The sequence below is a fragment of the Allocoleopsis sp. genome (assembly GCF_036703385.1).
GTDB lineage: Bacteria > Cyanobacteriota > Cyanobacteriia > Cyanobacteriales > Coleofasciculaceae > Allocoleopsis.
Window position 1 is genome coordinate 1 of the sequence record NZ_DATNPA010000653.1, and the last position, 18995, is coordinate 18995.

Consider the following 18995-nt stretch of genomic DNA (forward strand, 5'->3'; position numbering starts at 1 on the left):
AGGAGGGAGGAAGTCTTTGCATTGGTCGCATTTGGCATCCTGTTTAGCCTGATTATTCCCGACCTGATGAAAGGGAAGTAACCCTTACCTGGATTGGCATAGGTGTCCTCGTGTGGCAGTGTTTAAAGTTAACAACACAGCAATCACGAGAATGTTCAATCACCGTGCGTTTGTCCCCACGGGTACATCGTGGCGGATGAAAACGGTTTTAAGCAGGGAATTATAACCTGTAGCCTCTTCCCAAACATCCTGGTTGGCTAGGCGGATAGCCTATTCATTTCGGGGATAGACTTGGGGTTCGGGGTCTAGGAGGTTTAAAAGCACGGCATAGTCACCGGACGGCATGGAGCCCGGAATACTGATGTTGGTCGTGATTCCGACAGTTTAATCGCCCAGCCATAACCTAGGGTCTTGGTTCACTTTAAGGTAATACTTTTTCCCGGTTCGCGTGTGGCGCAAAACGATATTCGATTCCTTTTACCTTGCAACCTTCCTCCTTCCCTTTACCTTGCAACCTTCCTCCTTCCCTTCTGCCTTCTGTCTTCTGCCTTATCTTCACCAAAATGTAAGTATTCAGCCAGGCATAATATCACTCAGCAATCGCTTCTGAATGAGATTTGAGTTGTGAAGTGATCAGGGGTACTTTAGGCGCTAGGAAAAACCCGACTAAACTGGCAAAAAGGATGGGGGTGAAAGGGGCAAAATTAGTGAGTTTGGAGAGGAGTAAGGTTGTACTAATCGGTGTGCGCGTCACAGAGGCATTCAGCGCTGCCATTGTACAGATCATGGCCAAAGCCGGATTAATTCCTGGTATCAAAGCGGCTATCGCCTTACCAAGACAAGCACCCGTGAAAAAAATGGGGATAATAAACCCACCGCGCCAGCCTCCTGTGACGGTAATGCTGATTGTCATCATTTTGGCAAACGCTAAACCCAATAGGACGAGGACAGGAAAGGAACCATCAAGAACCGCCTCTAACTCGTGGTGTCCAAAATAACGGGTTAGAGGCAAAACAGACGCAAAACCCCCTAATCCTAAGCCTGCCACAGTGGTTCGCACATAGATGGGGCCGGGAATCTTGGCAAATAAGCGATCGCACCCTCGAAAAATGTTCATGAAAATCCATCCAGCTATGGCTCCAATAATGCCGAACACAATAGCCAGAGCAAAATCATCGATGTTATTGAGGGTGTAATGAGGGAAATGCCAGGTGGGTGCAATTCCGAGTTTGGTAATGGCGGCAAAAACCAAATAACTCGCGCAACTAGAGACGATCGCAGGAAGTAAGGCTTCGTAATACTCCACAACGTGCTGGTGATGTAGAATCTCTAGGGCAAACATGGCACCGCCAAGAGGTGCGCCAAACAGAGCCGTGAAACCTCCTGCCATTGCGGCTAGACTCATGGAGCGAAGTTCTTCACCGTTGAGATTGAGGCGATCGGCAAACCAGGTGCCAAAAGAACCAGTGACTTGTACTAAAGGGGCTTCTGGGCCAGCACTGCCGCCTGCTGATATGCTGACTAAAGATGCCAGAAGCATAGAAGGATTTTTACGAGCATCCAAGCGTCCGCCGCGAAAGTGGATATTATCGACAATTACAGCAATTTCACCCGGATTTCCCAGAAAATAAATCACAAGGCCAATCACCAATCCCGCTAGTGGCATCACAACTAACAGGCTGGGGCCTGTAAACTGTTCCAAAGCGTGAGTGATGAGTTCCAGGATATACCAGTACAGCCCAGCGAAAAGACCGCAAGCCGTACCGACAACAGCCCAGCGTATCACCCAGCGTGACAGCATGAGCGGATTACGCTTGACGAGGCCAAAAAGTTGAGGGAATGTCCGACGATGAGAGGGTTCAGTGGGCTGAGGCTTTTGAGGTAGCACTGCTTATTCCCCGATTTAATGAAGTGAAGCAAAAGATACAGAATGTATATATTCTTAATGCTAAAGGTTTCGCCTCAAAAAGCTAGCAATCCGTTTGGCTGGACTTTGGATTTTCGGGAGTGATACCAAATCCGGGATGACTACACCATTTTTGGAGAACGAACCACAGAGGCACAGAGGACACGGAGGAGAGAAGAGGAGGAAATTAAAGTTAAAAGGGGTTATAGCGGCGGATTTGGTATGACTGGGCTAGAGGCTGAGATGACAAGTCCTCCGATGGCTAAGCCGGAACCGATTGCAAAGGTGTTGATGTGGAAGTTGCGATCGCGCCACTCCTTTTGGTCAGGAGGGAGCAAGAAAACTATCTGTAGCAAGCATTGAGTAAATTGCTATTACGTTGGGACGCTTCTCACGTAGCGAGTACTACGAATGACAAATTATTTTCAGGACGCCTCTTTTTGCATTTATCTAACGGAAAATGCCTCATTAAACCGACGAGTTACAGGCTCGATTAAGAAGGTCAAGATAGATTTTTGGCGAGTTACAATTTCTCCCGTAGCTGCCATACCGGGAGTAAACAAAACATCTTGCCCGCGAACCTTCATTGCGTGTTGCCTGAGCTTAATTCGGGTGGGAAATACCAAGCCTAAATTCTTATCGACAATCGCATTGGGGCTAACTTGAATCACTTCACCATCCAGGGTACCAAATTCTTGAAAAGGAAAGGCTGCCATCTTGACCTTTGCTTTCATTCCCTCTCGAATGAACCCAATATCTCGGTTAAGAACTTTAACTTCTAGCACCAGTTGTTCACCATCGGGAAGAATCGAAAGCAACTCTTCACCAGCCTGTACAGGCCCCTTGGTTGCCTTGACACTGTAAACTGTACCTGAAACTGGAGCCTCGATTGTTTCCCGTTCTTGCTGTTTTTTCGCCTGTTCTAACTCACCTTCAACAGTTGTCTGTTCTTCGCGGCGCTTGTTGAGTTGAGTCAAAATTTCACTTTTACGCTCAGAATCAACACGAGCCGTGTCATTTCGTGCTTTTTGGTAAGCCTCTTGAGCTTGACGAATCTCTTGCTGTTGGGTAGCGATATCTTTTTTCAACGATGTAACTTTATCTTGAGCCTCAGTAACGCGATCGCTGGCTGTCGTAATCTCGGTTTGAGTCCTCGTCACCTCCGCTTGCGCCTTCACCAGTCTGTCTTGAGCCTCAAGGTAATCGAGTCGAGGTACGGCACCCGAAGAAAGTAGGGGTTCGTAGTACTTTAACCGTTTCTGTGCGTTGGCAAGGTTTTCTTGTGTTTTCGGGAGAAGGTCTTTGGCGTTGGCGAGGTTGGTTTGGGAATTGGAAACGTTGATTTTGGCATTAGCGAGGTTGTCTTGCAGGCGGGTGAGACGAACTTTGGCGGCATCGATCGCAGCCAGTTGACGATTAGCTTCTGCGATCGCACCGGCTTTAGCGGCTTCAAAGTCTCGCAAACGAGAGGTGAGGAGTTGATCTTGTAGCGATGTTCCAGCCGCCGTCTCTCCCTTGCGTTCCGCTTCGAGACGCCCTAAATCTTCTCGAATTAGCTTTGCCGATTTCGTGAGGCGGTCAACTTCGGTTTGGGGGAGGGCAGAATCCCGTTCAACGAGTACCTCACCTTTGTGGACGCGATTGCCTTCTTTAACCTTTACCTCCCGAATCGAGCCCTCACCGAGCGATCGCACGGGTCGCACTTGGGTTGTAGCCAGTAACTCACCCTGACCCACTGCCACTTCATCCACTTTACTAAAGTGAGCCCATGCGATCGTGCCAAACACCAAGACGCTGATACTGGCTGCTAACAGTCGAGTGTAGAGTGGCGGTAGCTCTTGCACCGCCTTACCGAGTTCGTAAGATAATTGGTCTTCCGGATTAGCAAACCGCTCTCTGGTCTGTCTAGCTTGAGCCGGCGAAGAAACTAGAGGAAATTGCATATCGTTATCCTAGCCTAAGCCCAATTTAGGGTAAAAAAACAAGCTGAAATTTCAGGATGACAAAGAATTTTAGATTTTAGATTAAAAGAATTTTGGGTTTCATGCCCATCCCTTTTTAGGGGATTTCCTTTTCTTGAATCCAAAATCCAAAATCTAAAATCGATTGACCCACCCCACCAAGCGCGAGACTTAGAATAGAAATAGAGACTGTTAAGAATTGTAAGGATCGTTCATGGCTGATCAGTTAATTCGCGCCACAGCGGCGGAGGGGGGCATCCGAGCCGTAGGCGTCATTACGACACGCCTCACTGAAGAAGCCCGAGGGCGTCACAAGCTCTCCTGTGAGGCAACGGCTGCATTGGGTCGCACAATGTCTGCGGGTCTATTGCTAGTTTCTAGTATGAAGCGAGAAGGGTCGAGGGTTAATATTCGCGTCAGAGGCAATGGCCCCCTGGGTGGAATTCTCGTCGATGCGGGATTAGATGGAACTGTACGGGGTTATGTGGATAACCCAGATGTCGAACTGCCACTGAATGAGCGAGGCAAACTTGATGTCGGGGGTGTTGTGGGCCGCGAGGGTTACCTCTACGTTGTCCGGGATGTGGGATATGGATACCCCTATTCCAGTACAGTTGAACTAGTGTCAGGCGAAATCGGTGATGATATCACTCACTATTTGGTAAATTCCGAACAAACGCCCTCCGCTCTGCTTCTTGGTGTATTAGTTGGGACAGAAGGGGTAAAAGTGTCCGGGGGATTGCTGCTCCAAGTTCTCCCTAAAGCCGCCACAGACGAAGCCTTAGTGCAAACACTAGAAGAACGCGCTCGACTCATTCAGCAGACAGGAATTACCTCTCTGTTAAAAGAAGGCAAAACGCTGCCAGAGATTCTGGAACAGCTGCTGGGCGATATGGGTTTGGTGATTCTTCCAGAAATCCAGATGGTACGCTTTCACTGTGGCTGTTCATTTGATCGCGTGTTGGGAGCGCTGAAGATGCTGGGCGAAGCCGAACTTCAGGATATGATTGAAAAGGATGATGGAGCCGAAGCAACATGCCATTTCTGCGGGGAAGTTTATCAGGCGAATTCTGATGAGCTGGCGCAGTTGATAGAAGATTTGCGGGCTGAGTCTGTTTAACAAATGTACGGATAAAGACTGGGGAATACAGAAGGGGTAAGAGTAAGGAAACGACGCCTTTCCGATTACCAGCCTTGAGTGTTAGTTCTAAAAACTTTCAATCGAGAAAGGCTAATGTATCCTTTAGTGGACGGGCTTCTTCCCCAGTCTCTGCCCTCCAACCCTCTTAAGTATAGGTAGCTTTTTCTGCCTTTGAGGGGTAGGATGGCAACTACTGAGGGTGTAGAGAAGCACGCTGGAACAGGCATAGCGCGTGGTGTGAGTTATGACCAGAAATCGAGAAATTCCCGACAGTTGGCCTGCCTCGAACTCTTCGCAGCCAGGTCAGGGCTCTAATTGGCAAGACCCAAGAAAAACGTTTGCCGCTAAGCCTCCTTTTGTGAATCCTGGCAGTGGAGTACCAGATGCGCCAATGACTGACAGGTATTCTGTTGCTCAAGATGTGGTGGCACCGAGAGTGAGTTCATCCCCACCCTCAAAAATTCGGCAGGAGCGTAAGCGAGGCTTTCCCCGACCTTGGCATTTCGGGGCGCTGTTAATTGTGCTGTTTTCGGGTGGGGTGGGATTTATCGCCATAGCCCTGTTGTTGAAGTTGCCAGCAGTCCCTAACTGCCCTGCGACATTTTGGCCGACGGCTTCGGCATCGATGCGGCTTTATTGCGCCCAATTGGCGGCAAACAAGCAGACCGCAGAGGACTTGCTACAAGCGATCGCTCTAGTAGAAGCGTTGCCAGCCGATCACCCGATGCGCAAAGAAATTAACCGTCATGTAGAACAGTGGTCACTTGATATCTTGAAAATCGGTGAACAAAAGTTTCAGGCGGGTAAGTTAACCGAAGCGATTGACATTGCTCGAAAAATTCCTACTCGTGTCTCTGCCTCTACTCTGGTAGAAAAACAAATCGATCGCTGGAAGGTGATTTGGGCGAAAGCAGAGGGAGTATATAGCAAAGTTGAGCAAGAGCTGAGGAAATCAAACTGGACTCAGGCATTTAGAGAGGCGGTAAAACTAACGTCGATCGATAACAAATACTGGGCAACCACAAAATATGACCAAGTCGCGAAAAAGATTCAGTTAGCGCGGGAAGACAGCGCTAAACTCGATAAGGCGTACCAGTTGAGTCGGGCTGAGAAAGTAGACGATATCTTGGAAGCGATTAGGCAGGCTGAGAAAATCTCTCGTGAAAGCTATGCGTACAAGGAAGCTCAGGATTTAATTGGTGATTGTGGCAAAAAGCTGATCAAACTGGCCCAGGCGCGACTGGAACAGCGCAACTGGGAAGGGGTTCTGGAAATTGCCAATAAAATTCCCCCAAGCGTGAAATTAGAGTCCGAAAAAGCCGACTTGATCGATTTAGCACAGGCTCTCTCGACAGCTTCCTCAGGAAACAGTTCGGATTTGGAAAGAGCGATCGCCTTGGCTCAAAAGCTACAGCCAGATCGTCCCCTGTATAACAAAGCCCAGGGATTCATCGACCGTTGGAAGCGTGAAACGGAAGATGTGGCAAGACTAGAACGGGCGCGGATGTATGCTGAGTCGGGCTTGGTTCCAGATTTAAAGTCAGCGATCGCAGAAGCGCAGCAGGTTCCTCGTGGCAATCCCCGCTACTCTGAAGCCCGCAAGGAAATCTCACGCTGGACGGCTCAATCCGAGACGATAGAAGACCAGCCCTATCTCGACCGTGCTGAGCAAATTGCCAGCTTTGGCGGTAGTCCCTCTTTACAAGAAGCCATTCAAGAGGCCAGCCGGATTGCCCCAGGCCGTGCTCTGTATAAGAAAGCACAAGGCAAAATTGCCAAGTGGACTGATACAATCCAACGGGAGCAAGACCAGCCATTCCTCGATCAGGCACGTACTCTGGCTAATGGCGGGAATCTTCCCGATGCGATCGCGACAGCTCAACAAATTAAAGCAGGACGCGCACTCTACAAAGAGGCGCAAAATGAAGTCAGAGGCTGGCAGATGGAAATCGAAGGTCAGCAGCTTTTACAACAAGCTAACCAGGCGGCTATTCCCGGAACTCCAGAGGCACTCTCATCCGCAATTCGACTAGCAAGGCAAGTTCCCAGGTCTGCAAGCGTTAAAGATGATGCCAGATCGGCGGTGAATCGCTGGAGCGATCAACTCTTATCAATGGCGAATGATCGGTCGTCCTATAATCTCAAGGAAGCGATCGAAATCGCCAAAATGATTCCCTCGGGGACTGATGCCTATGGTTCCGCACAAGGACAAATTCAGTCGTGGCAAAGCAGTTTGGAACCACCTCCTAGTCCGGTACAAACTAGCACAGAAGAGAGTGGCTTCTAAATAGGAGTTTGAGTTTATAGTGAGGACTTTATTCCTCTCGGAGTGGGCGCTTTAGCGCCTACTCTAAACATGCTTTTATTAAGGTGAATTTGAATCGGATATCTTAATCAGCTGTATTGCTTGAGGAATTTATTTCAGATTTTGCACGGTTTAACATAGATTCTTTCAGACGTTCATCGTGCTGCCGTTCCTGTGCTGCCAACTCCCGCGCTTGTTCCTGAGTCAGGTTACCCTCTTCGGGATTCTGTACCTCAGCCTGCGCACGGTTTAACATAGATTCTTTGAGATGCTCGTTGTGCTGACGTTCCTGTGCCGCCAACTCCCGCGCTTGTTGTTGGGTATTCATATGTTATCCCTCTATGGATAAAACGTGAGTCTGTACTTAATTTCACATGTTTATGGTTAAAATGTATCGAATTTAACAGAAAACTTCACGATTATAGGAGTTATCGAAAGTGAGAAACGGCTGACTGGGTTATTTGTTTAATTACCGCTAAGTCAGGAGTTGGGGTTTGGCTATCCATTCCTAACCAAAGGAGATACTCGATATTACCCGCAGGGCCAGTTAGGGGCGACCAAGTTAAGCCTTTATAGATCCAACCTAGGTTTTGGGCGGCTTGTAAGACTTGCGCGATCGCATCCGCATGGTCATTTGGATCGCGTACCACACCCTTTTTCCCAACCCGCGATCGCCCCACTTCAAACTGCGGCTTTACCAGCAACACCACCTCACGCGGCGAGCGCAGCAGATTCCACAACGCCTCCAGAATTTTAGTCAAAGAAATAAATGAGACATCCACAACCCCCAAATCTGCATAAACCTCTTCCTTAATTTCCCACCCTTGCTCAGGAGGAGTTAAGGGGGGTGTAATTCCATACAACTCACTCGGTTGCAGATAACGTAAGTTGGTGCGTTCTTTCAAAACCACCCGTTCATCATTCCGCAAATTCCAGGCAACTTGTCCATAACCCACGTCAACGCCGTAAACCCGTTTTGCCCCCGCTTGCAGCAAGCAATCCGTGAAGCCACCTGTGGAAATGCCTCCATCTAGGCAAATGCGCCCTTTTACAAGAATTCCAAACTCTTCTAAGGCTTTAGCCAGCTTCTCGCCACCTCTAGAAACGTAAGGTGATTTCTCTTTAATGTGAATATCTGTGGTGGTTTCAACCTCAGTCCCCGGCTTATCAATCACCTGCTGATTGACCATCACTTCACCAGCACGAATTAGCCGTTGCGCCTCTTGCCGCGATGAGCAGAGATTTAAATCTACTAATAATGTATCGAGTCGTTGTTTCAACCTTCTAATTGCTTGAGATATTATTCAAAGCTTTCTAAGCCACGCACGGCAACGGCGATCGCATTGTTCACAGCAACGTCTTTCTGTTCCAAGATGATATCTTCCCCAAGCGTTCGCTGAGCCACTACGCCACAAACACAAGCTGCCGCAAAGCCATACACACCTGCCATCTTAAACAGCGTACCGCATTCCATCTCATAGTTGAGAACATTTAACCGACGGTATTCCTCCGTGATACCTTGGAGCGATCGCAACAAAAAAGGATTCGCCGAATCCGTACGTTCCTGTCCTTCGTAAAACGTATCCACCGATGCCGTAATTCCTAGGTAATGCTCAATTTCTAATTCCCGTGCGGCTTTAACTAAGGCTACGGTAAGAAACGGGTCAGCCGTTGCGGGATACTCCATAGGAGCAATATCATTCGCCGCACCCTGTCTACATAATGCTGCACTACTAATCACCAGCGTCCCCACTGGCACATAGGGTTGAATCGAGCCACAAGTTCCGATACGAATAATTTGCCGAATGCCGACTTGCACCAATTCATTGACGACAATACTCAGGGAAGGAGCACCCATACCACTGGTAGCCGATAAGACTGAGCAACCATTTGCTAAACGTCCCACATAACTATTCAGTCCCCGATTTTCCGAAAGTTTTACCACATCCTGCAAATAGTTCTGAGCAATCAGTCGGGCACGTTCCGGATCGCCTGATAATAAAGCAATGGTGGGAGGTGCTAAGCCAAGGTCATCTCGTCCAAAGCCAATGTGATAGAAGTGGTGATGAGTCATAGATTTGAGAGATGCGATCGCCTATGATGGCTGCTAATACCAAATTTCATTCAATTGCATTCAAACGTATCACTCTCTCCTTCTCTTATCTCAGTGTTCTGGAGTGCCTCTGTGGTTCGATATAGCAAAAGGCAGAGGGCTCCAGGGCAGAAAGCAGAAGGTTTATATACTGGTACATGGTCGTTTCAGCACAGGCGCAGAGGACGTAAAGAACAGATAGTGAATAATTCTATCAATCCCATAACTCGCCGTGGTATTACTGGCGGATATCAAAATCTATGAGCCAAAAAACTCGCGGCGTGATTGCCGCTGGACATGAAAAAACTGCCGAAGCTGGGATTGAAATGTTTCGCAATGGTGGAAATGCTTTTGATGCCGCTGTTGCTGCTATTCTTGCTTCTTTTGTTGCTGAACCAGGACTTACCTCTGCTGCGGGGGGGGGATTTCTCTTAGCACACACTCAGGATAACCAAAACATTCTTTTTGATTTTTTTTCTCAAACCCCACATCAGAAAAGACATACAGAAGAGATTAATTTTTATCCGGTGGAAGTCAATTTCGGAGACGCAGTGCAAGAGTTCCATATCGGACTGGGTTCTATGGCAGTTCCGGGAAACCTTGCCGGAGTATTTCATGTTCATCGAAAGCTCGGTAGACTTCCTTTCCATGTGGTTACTGAGCCAGCTATTCATTATGCTAAGAATGGGATTAAATTAAACAAATTTCAATATTACTGTTTAGCCGAGATTCTTAGCCCCATTATTACGACTGATAAAGGCGGACAGCGCGTTTTTTCCCTAACAGGTGAGCCAATTGAGCCGGAAGGGACGTTAAGAATGAGAGACTTTGCTGAAACTTTAATCTATTTAAGTACAAAAGGTGTACAAGAGTTTTATCAAGGAGAAATTGCCCATCAGTTAGTTAAGGATTGTCAAGATTTTGGGGGACACTTAACTTTAGAGGATTTAGAACGTTATCAAGTCATAGAGAGAAAACCGTTAACCATCAATTATCGGGGAAATACTCTACTGACGAATCCCCCTCCGAGTTCGGGTGGCATTCTCATTGCCTTTGCCTTAAAGCTATTATCGAATATTGATTTAAGTCAAGTTGAATTTGGCAGTACTCGTCACTTAGAAATTTTGGCTCAGGTGATGCGGTTGACGAATGAGGCAAGAAAGGATGGATATGATTCTAATCTTTATCAAGAGGACGTTGCTGAATGCTTCTTAGCAGATGAACATCTTGCCAACTATATAAACCCCTTTATAGAAACGGCAAATAAATGGGGAAGCACTACTCATATCAGTGTGTTAGATGGCGAAGGAAATGCTGCCAGCGTTACTACTTCTAACGGTGAGGGTTCTGGGTATGTGATTCCTGGTACAGGAATTATGATGAATAATATGCTGGGAGAGGAAGATATCAATCCTCAAGGATTCCATCAGTGGAATGAAAATGTACGAATTTCTTCAATGATGGCTCCTACCTTAGTCTTAAAGAATAATCAACCTGAGATTGTTTTAGGAACAGGCGGATCTAAACGGATTAGAACAGCCATCTTACAGGTAATCTCTAATATTTTAGATTTTGGAATGTCGGTTCAGGAGGCTGTAGATAGTCCGAGAGTTCACTGGGAAAATAACCTTTTTAATATTGAACCGGGATTGGAGGGAGTTCATCAAATAACACTCCCTGCCAATCATCAGTTACTGAGATGGCAAGAACAGAATCTATTTTTTGGTGGTGTGCATACAGTACGGGAAACTGACGATGGGTTAATGCAAGGTGCTGGCGATCGCCGTAGAGATGGGGTTGTAGCGAGTTGCTGAATCAGTAAGGTTGACTTAGGCTTGGAACTGCGATGGCTCTTCAGTAGAGTCTGAGCTTCTAGTTAGCGATTCAGCGCTGAATCGCTGACTACGACACAGTTGAGCAGCTCTATCCAACGAAAAATTTGCAAATCTAAAAAAAAATTGATATAATTAAAGATTGTGTGGGTGACTAGATCAATGGTAGAGCAGCGGACTCTTAATCCGGTGGTTGAAGGTTCGAGCCCTTCGTCACCCACCTTTAAAATTGAACAATTTGTTGATGTCTTGTCCAGAAGCAGGATTTTGCATTTTTTGGACACACGTTCGGCAGAAGCTAGTAGGGTGTCAAGTTTGATTTGATGAGTGTTTATCCTGTTCTTAGTAAGCGCTTGGGCGAATTGCTCGCTCACTACAAACCTCTCAAAACTTGGTTGACAGACCACTAGGCAAAAAAAGTCAACGTTCTAAGATAACCCCGGTTCTACGACTTTTTCTAAAAAGAGAAATTTTCCAATTGAGCCAGAGAATCAAATAACTAGTCAAATAGCTGAAATCCTTCTATTATAAAGCTTTCATCCTCTGGATAGTAGTTAGAGGCTTATTAATCGATACCGTCCAGATTGACCAAGATGGATTGAGCGGTGGCTCTAACTTCAATACCCTAGCGACTTTGAACAACGTCACTGCAACCAATTTAGTCATCAATACTAATGTTGTAGTCTAGCCGCAAGGTATTAGTTTGACGAAAGGTGAAATGGTCTAACCTTTAAACTGGACAAATAGCTCTTTAATCCGAAGTTTTCCCTAGTGGAGAACTTCGGATTAAAGCATTTATGCTTCCCCTTAGTTATTGACTGGCAAATTAGCGCTTTCGGTGTATTGTTGACTGATATGGCTGGCGTTGAAATCTTCCCTCTGTGTTTGTCGGTAGCGATAGAGTCGATTCAGGGCGTTCACATAGGCATAAGCCGATGCCACCACAATATCGGTATCCGACGCCTGCCCAGAGAAAATTCGCTCTTGATGCTTGAGGCGAATCGTTACCGTTCCCAGGGCATCAATGCCCTGCGTCACCGACTGAACCGAAAACTCAATCAGTTGATTGGGGATTTGTACCAATCGATTAATCGCTTGATACACAGCATCCACCGGCCCTGTACCCACAGCAGCATCTGTACGAATTTCTCCACTGGGATTCATCACTGTAACTGTTGCCGTCGGGCAGGCGCAGTCGCCACAAATCACTTGGACATGTTCAAGTTGAAAGCCTTGTTCCACTTGAGGCAGTGTTTCATCGCGGACGATCGCTTCCAAATCCCAATCCGATACTTCCTTTTTCTTATCCGCTACTTCTTTGAAGCGATGAAAGGCTTTATTGAGTTCATCTTCACTCAGGTTAAAACCCAACTCCTGCAAGCGAGTGCGGAAGGCGTTGCGTCCGGAGTGCTTACCCAAAACAATTTGGTTCTCCGACAAACCAATAGCAGCCGCGTCCATAATCTCATAGGTTTCTCGGTGCTTGAGGACGCCATCTTGGTGAATCCCCGACTCGTGGGCGAAGGCGTTTGCTCCAACAATTGCCTTATTGGGCTGTACCAGAATTCCTGTGGATTGGGAGACTAAGCGAGAGGTTTTGTAAATTTCCTGAGTATTGATGCGGGTGAGGGGTGCGTCGGACTCAACTGAACGGCCAAAATAAGGGTTGAAATAGGGCTGGCGGACTTGCAATGCCATGACAATTTCTTCCAAGGCGGTATTTCCTGCCCGTTCGCCAATGCCGTTAATCGTACATTCCACCTGACGGACGCCGTTTTCGATCGCCGCTAGGGCGTTGGCGGTGGCTAAACCTAAATCGTTTTGGGCATGAACGGAGAGGATGACGCGATCGCTATTCGGGACGTTTTCTCGAATACCCTGAATCAATGCCCCCATGTCTTTGGGGGTAGAGTAGCCGACGGTATCGGGGATGTTCAGTGTGGTTGCACCCGCCGCGATCGCACGTTCCAATACTTGATACAAGAATTCCCGATCTGAACGAGTGGCATCCATCGGCGAGAATTCCACATCCTCGACAAACGACTTGGCATAGGCAACCATTTCTTCTGCGATCGCCAATACTTCACTTCGAGACTTTCTCAACTGGTGCTTGAGATGAATGTCTGAGGTAGAAATGAACACATGAATTCGGGGATGGGCAGCGGGTTTCAAGGCTTCCGCCGCCGCTTGAATATCTTTGCGAATGGCTCTGGCTAAACTGCAAATAATCGGCCCACCGGGCACACCAACTTGTTGTGCAATGGTTCTTACCGCTGCAAAATCCCCAGAACTAGAAACGGCGAAACCCGCTTCTATGACATCGACGCCGAGGAGAGCCAGTTGATGAGCGATCGCCAGTTTCTCTTCCACATTCAGGGTTGCGCCCGGTGACTGTTCGCCATCCCGCAGCGTGGTGTCGAAGATAATTACTCTGTCGGGTTGAGGTTGAATGCTCATAACTGTCTGCTCCCGTAATTTCAAGCAAAGGGACGATTAGACAAGATGTCTGTTCTTTGGATATTGTAGATTGTATACAATATACATCATAAAGTATGAACTTAGGTGACCTAGCCGCTAACGTGCTGCAACAGCAACGCAGTACCCCCGACTTAATTGCCGATGCATTGCGAGAGGCGATTTTGCGGGGTATTTTTCAGGAAGGGCAATCGCTGAGACAGGATGAAATTGCGGCTCAGTTTGGGGTGAGTCGCATCCCCGTGCGGGAGGCATTGCGGCAATTAGAAGCAGAAGGGTTGGTGACACTGCAACTCAATCGAGGGGCAACCGTATCGGCACTCTCTCCAGCAGAAGCACAAGAAATCTGTGAGATTCGCAGCGCCTTAGAAACGACAGCGATTCAACTAGCGATTCCCCAGTTGACGGAATCTGATTTAGAAAAGGCAACCTTAATTTTGGATGCGACGAATCAAACGACAGATGCGGCACGTTGGGCGACACTGAACTGGGAATTCCATGCAGTACTTTACACTCCAGCCAATCGCCCTCGGCTATTGACCATGATTAAAACCTTACACGTTAATATCGATCGCTACGTTCGGCTTCAGATGGAAAAGATGAATTACCTGGAGAAGTCGCAAAAGGAACATTATCAACTCCTAGATGCCTGTCGCCAGCGAGATGTTAAAGCAGCTGCCAAGGTACTAAAACGACACATCGACGCCGCCGGAGAGGAACTGGTGGCTTACTTAGAACAAAATAGAAGCGATCGCTAAAATTGTGCGATCTGCGCTTCTCCCAAAGAGAGACGCCAAGGGCGAACGCTTTACTCGCTTCGCTATCGCTCAAACTCATGAATTGAAGGTTGAATCCCCTAACCCACCCTCACCAATATCAACAGACCAGCACTCGGTAGTAACTTTAACAATGCCCTGTACGCTTGTAACAATACTAGGCTTAACTTGTTAGTATCTGACATGGCCCATCATGCCGAATCAGCGTTTTAGCGCTGAAACTAAATACCAAATTAACCCATTTGGCTGGTTTTGTGCTCGCTTCTCTTGACTTGGCTACCAACTTGTTCAATCCATGAGTTCAGTACTCCAGTTGGATGATTGGATTTTCGTATCTAATTCTCGGCATTCTCTAGAAAGTCGATCTGTTTGGGTTTGCAGTTCAGCAACATTAACCGTACTGAAAGACTTGATTTCAGATGCACTATATCGCTCTTGCTGATAAGCAGCTGCATCAACTAAAGAGCTATATACACTGCGCTTCAGCAATAATGTATCTCTCTGCGCCAAAGCATCAGATATCGTCATCCCCTCTTCCAGATTTGTTTGTGAATTGGTTTTGTTGATTCTCTTAATCAAATCTACCAATTGGTTAATGGTCGCGTCTAATTCTGCAATCAATGCTTGCGGCTGTTCTGGAGGCGCATCTCCTTCCTGAACTTTAGCACTTCTCACTAATCGTTGCCGCAACTGTTCAATTCTTTTTTGACAATCCGCTCTGAGAATTAAGGCTTCAGCTAATTTCATTTATAACACCTCCTATATCAATCAATATTTGGGTATTTCCAGAGAGTCTTGAAGCGTGTGAATCAGTTCTCTGGCGAAACGGACGGTACAAGCAACCATTTGAGCATTTTCGCGAGTAAGGGCGTAGTCACCAGAGTGCATGACAGCGTGACGCAACCATTCCACATACTTCAGTTTCTTTCGCGCAGCAGACTTGTTAGAAAAAGCACCGAGAGCGAGGGCAAGTTCTCGCTTATCGCAAAATTCGCTAACGCTGAGTTTATCCATCGCCATGTTCCCCGGACTCCACTCCAGCCATCGTTGTTCAATCAGCTTTGAACGCCCCTCAGAAAGAGTTGCCAGCCATTCGTTTTCGTCTGGATACTTTTGTCGCACCCACTCCGCTAAAAGTAACTCGACAGCTGTAATCAGCGAAAACAGCACGGGACGCACGGCGAATTTTTGTAAATCGCTGTGTGTCACAATCCCGACGATGCGTTGTTCATTGGTTACCAAGCGGTAAGGAGTTTTATCCGCGTATTCGACAAAGGAAAGAAGACTGTCATTAGCACAAATCAGCATTGATTCATGAATGGATTGCATTGCTTCTCCTACCAAACCCACAACTTGTTTCTCGTCTTGGTAAGGACGATACAACACTCCCACAATCTCGTTTTCGTCACGAACTGGGATGAAATCAAAAGCTTGTAGTTCAGGATGGGTAAGAACTTCTTCAACAACGTCACTCACCTCGCAAGTTTTCAGGTCAAATGTAGCAATAAGGGCGACGTGCATTCCTGCTTCCATCGCTGAGAGGGCTTGATTTATACCTGCTTCTAAAGGCTGACTTGCCCACGGCATTATCGTCATTTCTATCCTTCCTGATGGTAAGGATTACAGCAATTTTAATCATCATACTGGTAGGTTTGTAACCCTTTTATGTTTTCTCGTTCAATCAATAATCTTCCAATTGTTAAATGTAAAGACATGGAATTGAGTGGCTGTAACCCCAGTTCTTTGCGCATTTCATTGCATTTAGGGCAATAAACATCAAGCCAAACGTGCCTGCCATTGTCGTATCTTAAATAATTTGAATAACGAAACTCAATTTCTAGAGCCTCATATTTGCCCCAAAAAGACTTGCTCGGAGGCTCCTCCCCTCTAACCCATGTAATGTGAGCGCCCCACACCGAACCTTTCTGTATTGCGATATCTTCTTTAAGAAGCAGCCACTTATAATACCTGAGAATTTCAGGATCGCATTCTAAAATTGCCCACCAAGGTTCAAAGTATTTACCTTTTTTAGGGTCATAGATTATTTTTCCGATTGAGGAAAAACAATAATAGTCTAAGACATTAATTTTTCTATTCATCGCTCTAAGTAGGCGAACGTTTTAGGGGTGAGCCATGCCCACCCTACTTGGCGTCTTTACTTCTCGATTCCTTCACCTAATACAAAGCGAACAAAACGACGGACTTGGATATTTTCACCGAGTTGAGCAATAGCCTGCTTCACCAGCTGTTCCATCGTGACGTTTGGGTCACGAATGTAGGGCTGCTCCATCAAATAAATTTCCTTGAGACGTTTGTCAATTCGTCCCTGAATAATTTTTTCTTTGACTGTATCAGGCTTGTCTGCCAAGTCATCCCGTCCAATTTCGATTTGTTTTTCCTTCTGGACAATTTCTGTTGGGATATCTGCGACCCTGACATATTCTACATTCGGACAAGCTGCAATTTGCATGGCGATATTGTGTACCAGAGTTTGAAACTCTTGAGTGCGAGCAACGAAGTCAGTCTCGCAGTTTACTTCAACTAAAACACCCACTCGACCAGCAGTATGGATGTAGCTGTCAATTAATCCTTGCGTCGCCACAGGGCGTGGTGAACATGTGCGAACAAAGTTCTTCTGCCGCAGCCATGCGATCGCTTGAGTCATATCGCCATTATTTTCTGTGAGCGCCTTTTTGCAGTCCATCATTCCGGCACCCGTTTTTTCGCGCAAATCTTTAACGACTTTTGCAGATACTTTGGTCATTTGAATTATCTCCCTAAAAAAGTCGAATTTACCTTCGGATTAGGGGGCATTCCAGGAATTGAATTTCTAAGCCAATCCGCGAAAGCTCATGCTTGCCACTTGCCGGAGCTGTTGTTTGTACTACAGCTATAACACAAGAAAACCCCGCTTTCCCAGTCGTGCGATCGCACCTGCCACTTGCAGCCTTGGATACGAGAGCGCATCAGCCGTGGCGCTGACATCTAGAGAACCCAGACGCTGCACTGTGTCTAACACCTTCCGGTCAAACTCTAAATCGCGGAACTCGCTGGTTAGGACAGATACAATCTGGTTGATGACCTCTTTGGCATTGCTGACGGCGGCACATTGACCACCTGTACCCATTGCGATCGCAGTAAATGCCTGCACCGTAGTGCGATCGCCTCCCATACACAGTGCATGAACCGTCACCCGCTGATTTTCTGCTACTGCCGTTACCGACTGCACCGTTAGACCGTTCGGATACCGGGATGGGTCAGTATGAGTGTATCCCTCTGCGCTAGGGCTTACCTGGAAACCATGCGGTGGGGCATCCCCAACTAGTAAGATGAAACGACAGCTATGAGGACGCCACTTCATCTCGATCGCCGCATCCTTGATGCCATCGTAGACGGCTTCTGGCAAATCTCCACCACCATCTGCTGCTAACTTGTTGATGTCCTTCTGCATCTGCTTCAAATTCGCAGTCAGCGGGTAGATGCGCGTGACAAAGCTGGTATCTTGTGGGGGATGGTCGCGATATTCCACTAAGCCAACTTGCAGATCAATGTCACTGTCGGCTGACAAGAGTTGAATCGTGTCGAGTAGCTGTTGTTTGGCAGCTTGGATGAAGGAACCCATACTACCTGTCGTATCAATGACAAAGCACAGGTCAACGTGATTCAGGGCGTTTGTCATCATCAGTCTCACCTACCTTAAGAGTTGTGTAATCGCCTTGTGGGAAGCAAGCTTCCTTCCGTCAATGCTTAGACCTGTCTTGAAAATCAATTTTCATCCTTGGTTGTGAACGTAGTTCATGGTCGTCTCTTGCATAAATCTTGGAATGCCCCCTAAATCCCCCAATCCTGGGGGACTTTGAATTCAGGTTTCCTCCAGAATTGGGGGGCTAGAGCACCGGTTCAGTAATCCCAGCCATAACTAAAAATGGTCATTCTGGCGCTCATCTTCAACGGAAAATCAGGCTCTTGATTATTAGTGAACCGGCGCTCTAGAACACTGATTCAGTAATCCTGGAAAAACCTCTCCCCCAGTCCCTCTCCTACCAAGAGAGGGGAGTTGGACTCCCCCTTCCCTTGCAGGGAAGGGGGTTGGGGGGTTAGGTTCTGAATACTGAATTGGTGTTAGAGAGAGGCGAAAATCGAATGAGCTCAAGAGGTTCCCTGTACTCAGAGAACTTCTTGCAGACTCTGTTGATGGCGTAGGAGCGTTCCGCAAAACGCCCCTACTACATACTTAAGAAGAATGTCACTGACGTAAGAATTTCTTTACCTCACCAATGAACCCTTGTGCAGGGGGTCTGGGGGAGGCACTCGTCCCCCAGTGGGGGGTTTGGGGGGAGACCCCTCAATCTGGGTTTTTCTCAAAGAACGACTACTTTTTGCTTAAGTCAGTGACATTCGACTTAAGAACCTCATCCTCACCCATCAACCCTTGCGGAGGGGGTCTGGGGGACGCGCTTCGTCCCCCAGTGGGGGGTTTGGGGGGAACCCCCCCAATCTAGGTTTT

The 18995-nt window shown here is 47.3% G+C and carries 16 protein-coding genes and 1 tRNA gene; 5 read left to right on the forward strand and 12 right to left on the reverse strand.

Features of this window, described 5'->3' with window-relative positions; all coding sequences use genetic code 11:
- Positions 1-589 precede the first annotated feature (589 nt).
- On the reverse strand, positions 590-1888 hold the full coding sequence (locus V6C93_RS30875) for a chloride channel protein (protein ID WP_333480508.1): 1299 nt from the start codon (positions 1886-1888) through the stop codon (positions 590-592).
- A 464-nt stretch (positions 1889-2352) separates the two neighbouring features.
- Positions 2353-3849 (reverse strand): HlyD family efflux transporter periplasmic adaptor subunit, encoded by a 1497-nt coding sequence (locus V6C93_RS30880; protein WP_333480509.1) that lies wholly within the window; start codon positions 3847-3849, stop codon positions 2353-2355.
- Between the two features lie 232 nt (positions 3850-4081).
- Between V6C93_RS30880 and hslO the strand changes: the two genes are divergently transcribed.
- Both hslO and V6C93_RS30890 read left to right on the forward strand, forming a co-directional pair.
- Positions 4082-4987 (forward strand): Hsp33 family molecular chaperone HslO, encoded by a 906-nt coding sequence (gene hslO / locus V6C93_RS30885; RefSeq protein WP_333480510.1) that lies wholly within the window; start codon positions 4082-4084, stop codon positions 4985-4987.
- Between the two features lie 265 nt (positions 4988-5252).
- Positions 5253-7295, forward strand: coding sequence for a chromosome segregation ATPase (locus V6C93_RS30890; RefSeq protein ID WP_333480511.1), 2043 nt, complete (start codon positions 5253-5255; stop codon positions 7293-7295).
- 103 nt (positions 7296-7398) lie between these two features.
- On the opposite strand, the gene V6C93_RS30895 is transcribed toward V6C93_RS30890, so the two are convergent.
- The 3 genes from V6C93_RS30895 to V6C93_RS30905 all read right to left on the reverse strand — a co-directional run bounded on the left by V6C93_RS30895 (position 7399) and on the right by V6C93_RS30905 (position 9387).
- Positions 7399-7641 carry a hypothetical protein gene (locus tag V6C93_RS30895; protein ID WP_333480512.1) on the reverse strand — a complete coding sequence of 81 codons (243 nt, stop codon included), beginning with the start codon at positions 7639-7641 and terminating at the stop codon, positions 7399-7401.
- A 100-nt stretch (positions 7642-7741) separates the two neighbouring features.
- Positions 7742-8593 carry a TlyA family RNA methyltransferase gene (locus V6C93_RS30900; protein ID WP_333480513.1) on the reverse strand — a complete coding sequence of 284 codons (852 nt, stop codon included), beginning with the start codon at positions 8591-8593 and terminating at the stop codon, positions 7742-7744.
- 20 nt (positions 8594-8613) lie between these two features.
- Complete coding sequence (locus tag V6C93_RS30905) at positions 8614-9387, reverse strand: nucleoside phosphorylase (RefSeq protein ID WP_333480514.1); 774 nt, start codon at positions 9385-9387, stop codon at positions 8614-8616.
- A gap of 278 nt (positions 9388-9665) precedes the next feature.
- Here V6C93_RS30905 and ggt point away from each other — a divergent pair, with 278 nt between their 5' ends.
- The gene (gene ggt, locus V6C93_RS30910) at positions 9666-11219 is read left to right on the forward strand and encodes a gamma-glutamyltransferase (protein WP_333480515.1); all 1554 of its coding nucleotides are present in this window, start codon (positions 9666-9668) and stop codon (positions 11217-11219) included.
- A gap of 166 nt (positions 11220-11385) precedes the next feature.
- A tRNA-Lys gene (locus V6C93_RS30915) sits at positions 11386-11457 on the forward strand.
- 305 nt (positions 11458-11762) lie between these two features.
- Here V6C93_RS30915 and V6C93_RS30920 read toward each other — a convergent pair.
- Positions 11763-11903, reverse strand: coding sequence for a hypothetical protein (locus tag V6C93_RS30920; protein WP_333480516.1), 141 nt, complete (start codon positions 11901-11903; stop codon positions 11763-11765).
- Between the two features lie 141 nt (positions 11904-12044).
- Complete coding sequence (locus tag V6C93_RS30925; RefSeq protein WP_333480517.1) at positions 12045-13694, reverse strand: 2-isopropylmalate synthase; 1650 nt, start codon at positions 13692-13694, stop codon at positions 12045-12047.
- A gap of 95 nt (positions 13695-13789) precedes the next feature.
- Between V6C93_RS30925 and V6C93_RS30930 the strand changes: the two genes are divergently transcribed.
- A complete protein-coding gene (locus V6C93_RS30930) occupies positions 13790-14470 on the forward strand; it encodes a GntR family transcriptional regulator (RefSeq protein WP_333480518.1) in 681 nt (226 codons plus the stop codon).
- Positions 14471-14776: 306 nt separating this feature from the next.
- On the opposite strand, the gene V6C93_RS30935 is transcribed toward V6C93_RS30930, so the two are convergent.
- The 5 genes from V6C93_RS30935 to V6C93_RS30955 all read right to left on the reverse strand — a co-directional run bounded on the left by V6C93_RS30935 (position 14777) and on the right by V6C93_RS30955 (position 18170).
- Entirely contained in the window at positions 14777-15235 is a 459-nt protein-coding gene (locus tag V6C93_RS30935) for a DIP1984 family protein (RefSeq protein ID WP_333480519.1), read from the reverse strand.
- A 21-nt stretch (positions 15236-15256) separates the two neighbouring features.
- Positions 15257-16084: a hypothetical protein gene (locus V6C93_RS30940; protein WP_333480520.1), complete on the reverse strand. Its 828-nt coding sequence runs from the start codon at positions 16082-16084 to the stop codon at positions 15257-15259.
- A gap of 35 nt (positions 16085-16119) precedes the next feature.
- Positions 16120-16587, reverse strand: a complete 468-nt coding sequence (locus tag V6C93_RS30945; protein ID WP_333480521.1) for a hypothetical protein — start codon at positions 16585-16587, stop codon at positions 16120-16122.
- 56 nt (positions 16588-16643) lie between these two features.
- Entirely contained in the window at positions 16644-17252 is a 609-nt protein-coding gene (locus V6C93_RS30950) for a translation elongation factor Ts (protein WP_333480522.1), read from the reverse strand.
- Positions 17253-17378: 126 nt separating this feature from the next.
- Positions 17379-18170, reverse strand: coding sequence for a vWA domain-containing protein (locus tag V6C93_RS30955; protein ID WP_333480523.1), 792 nt, complete (start codon positions 18168-18170; stop codon positions 17379-17381).
- Positions 18171-18995: the final 825 nt, after the last annotated feature.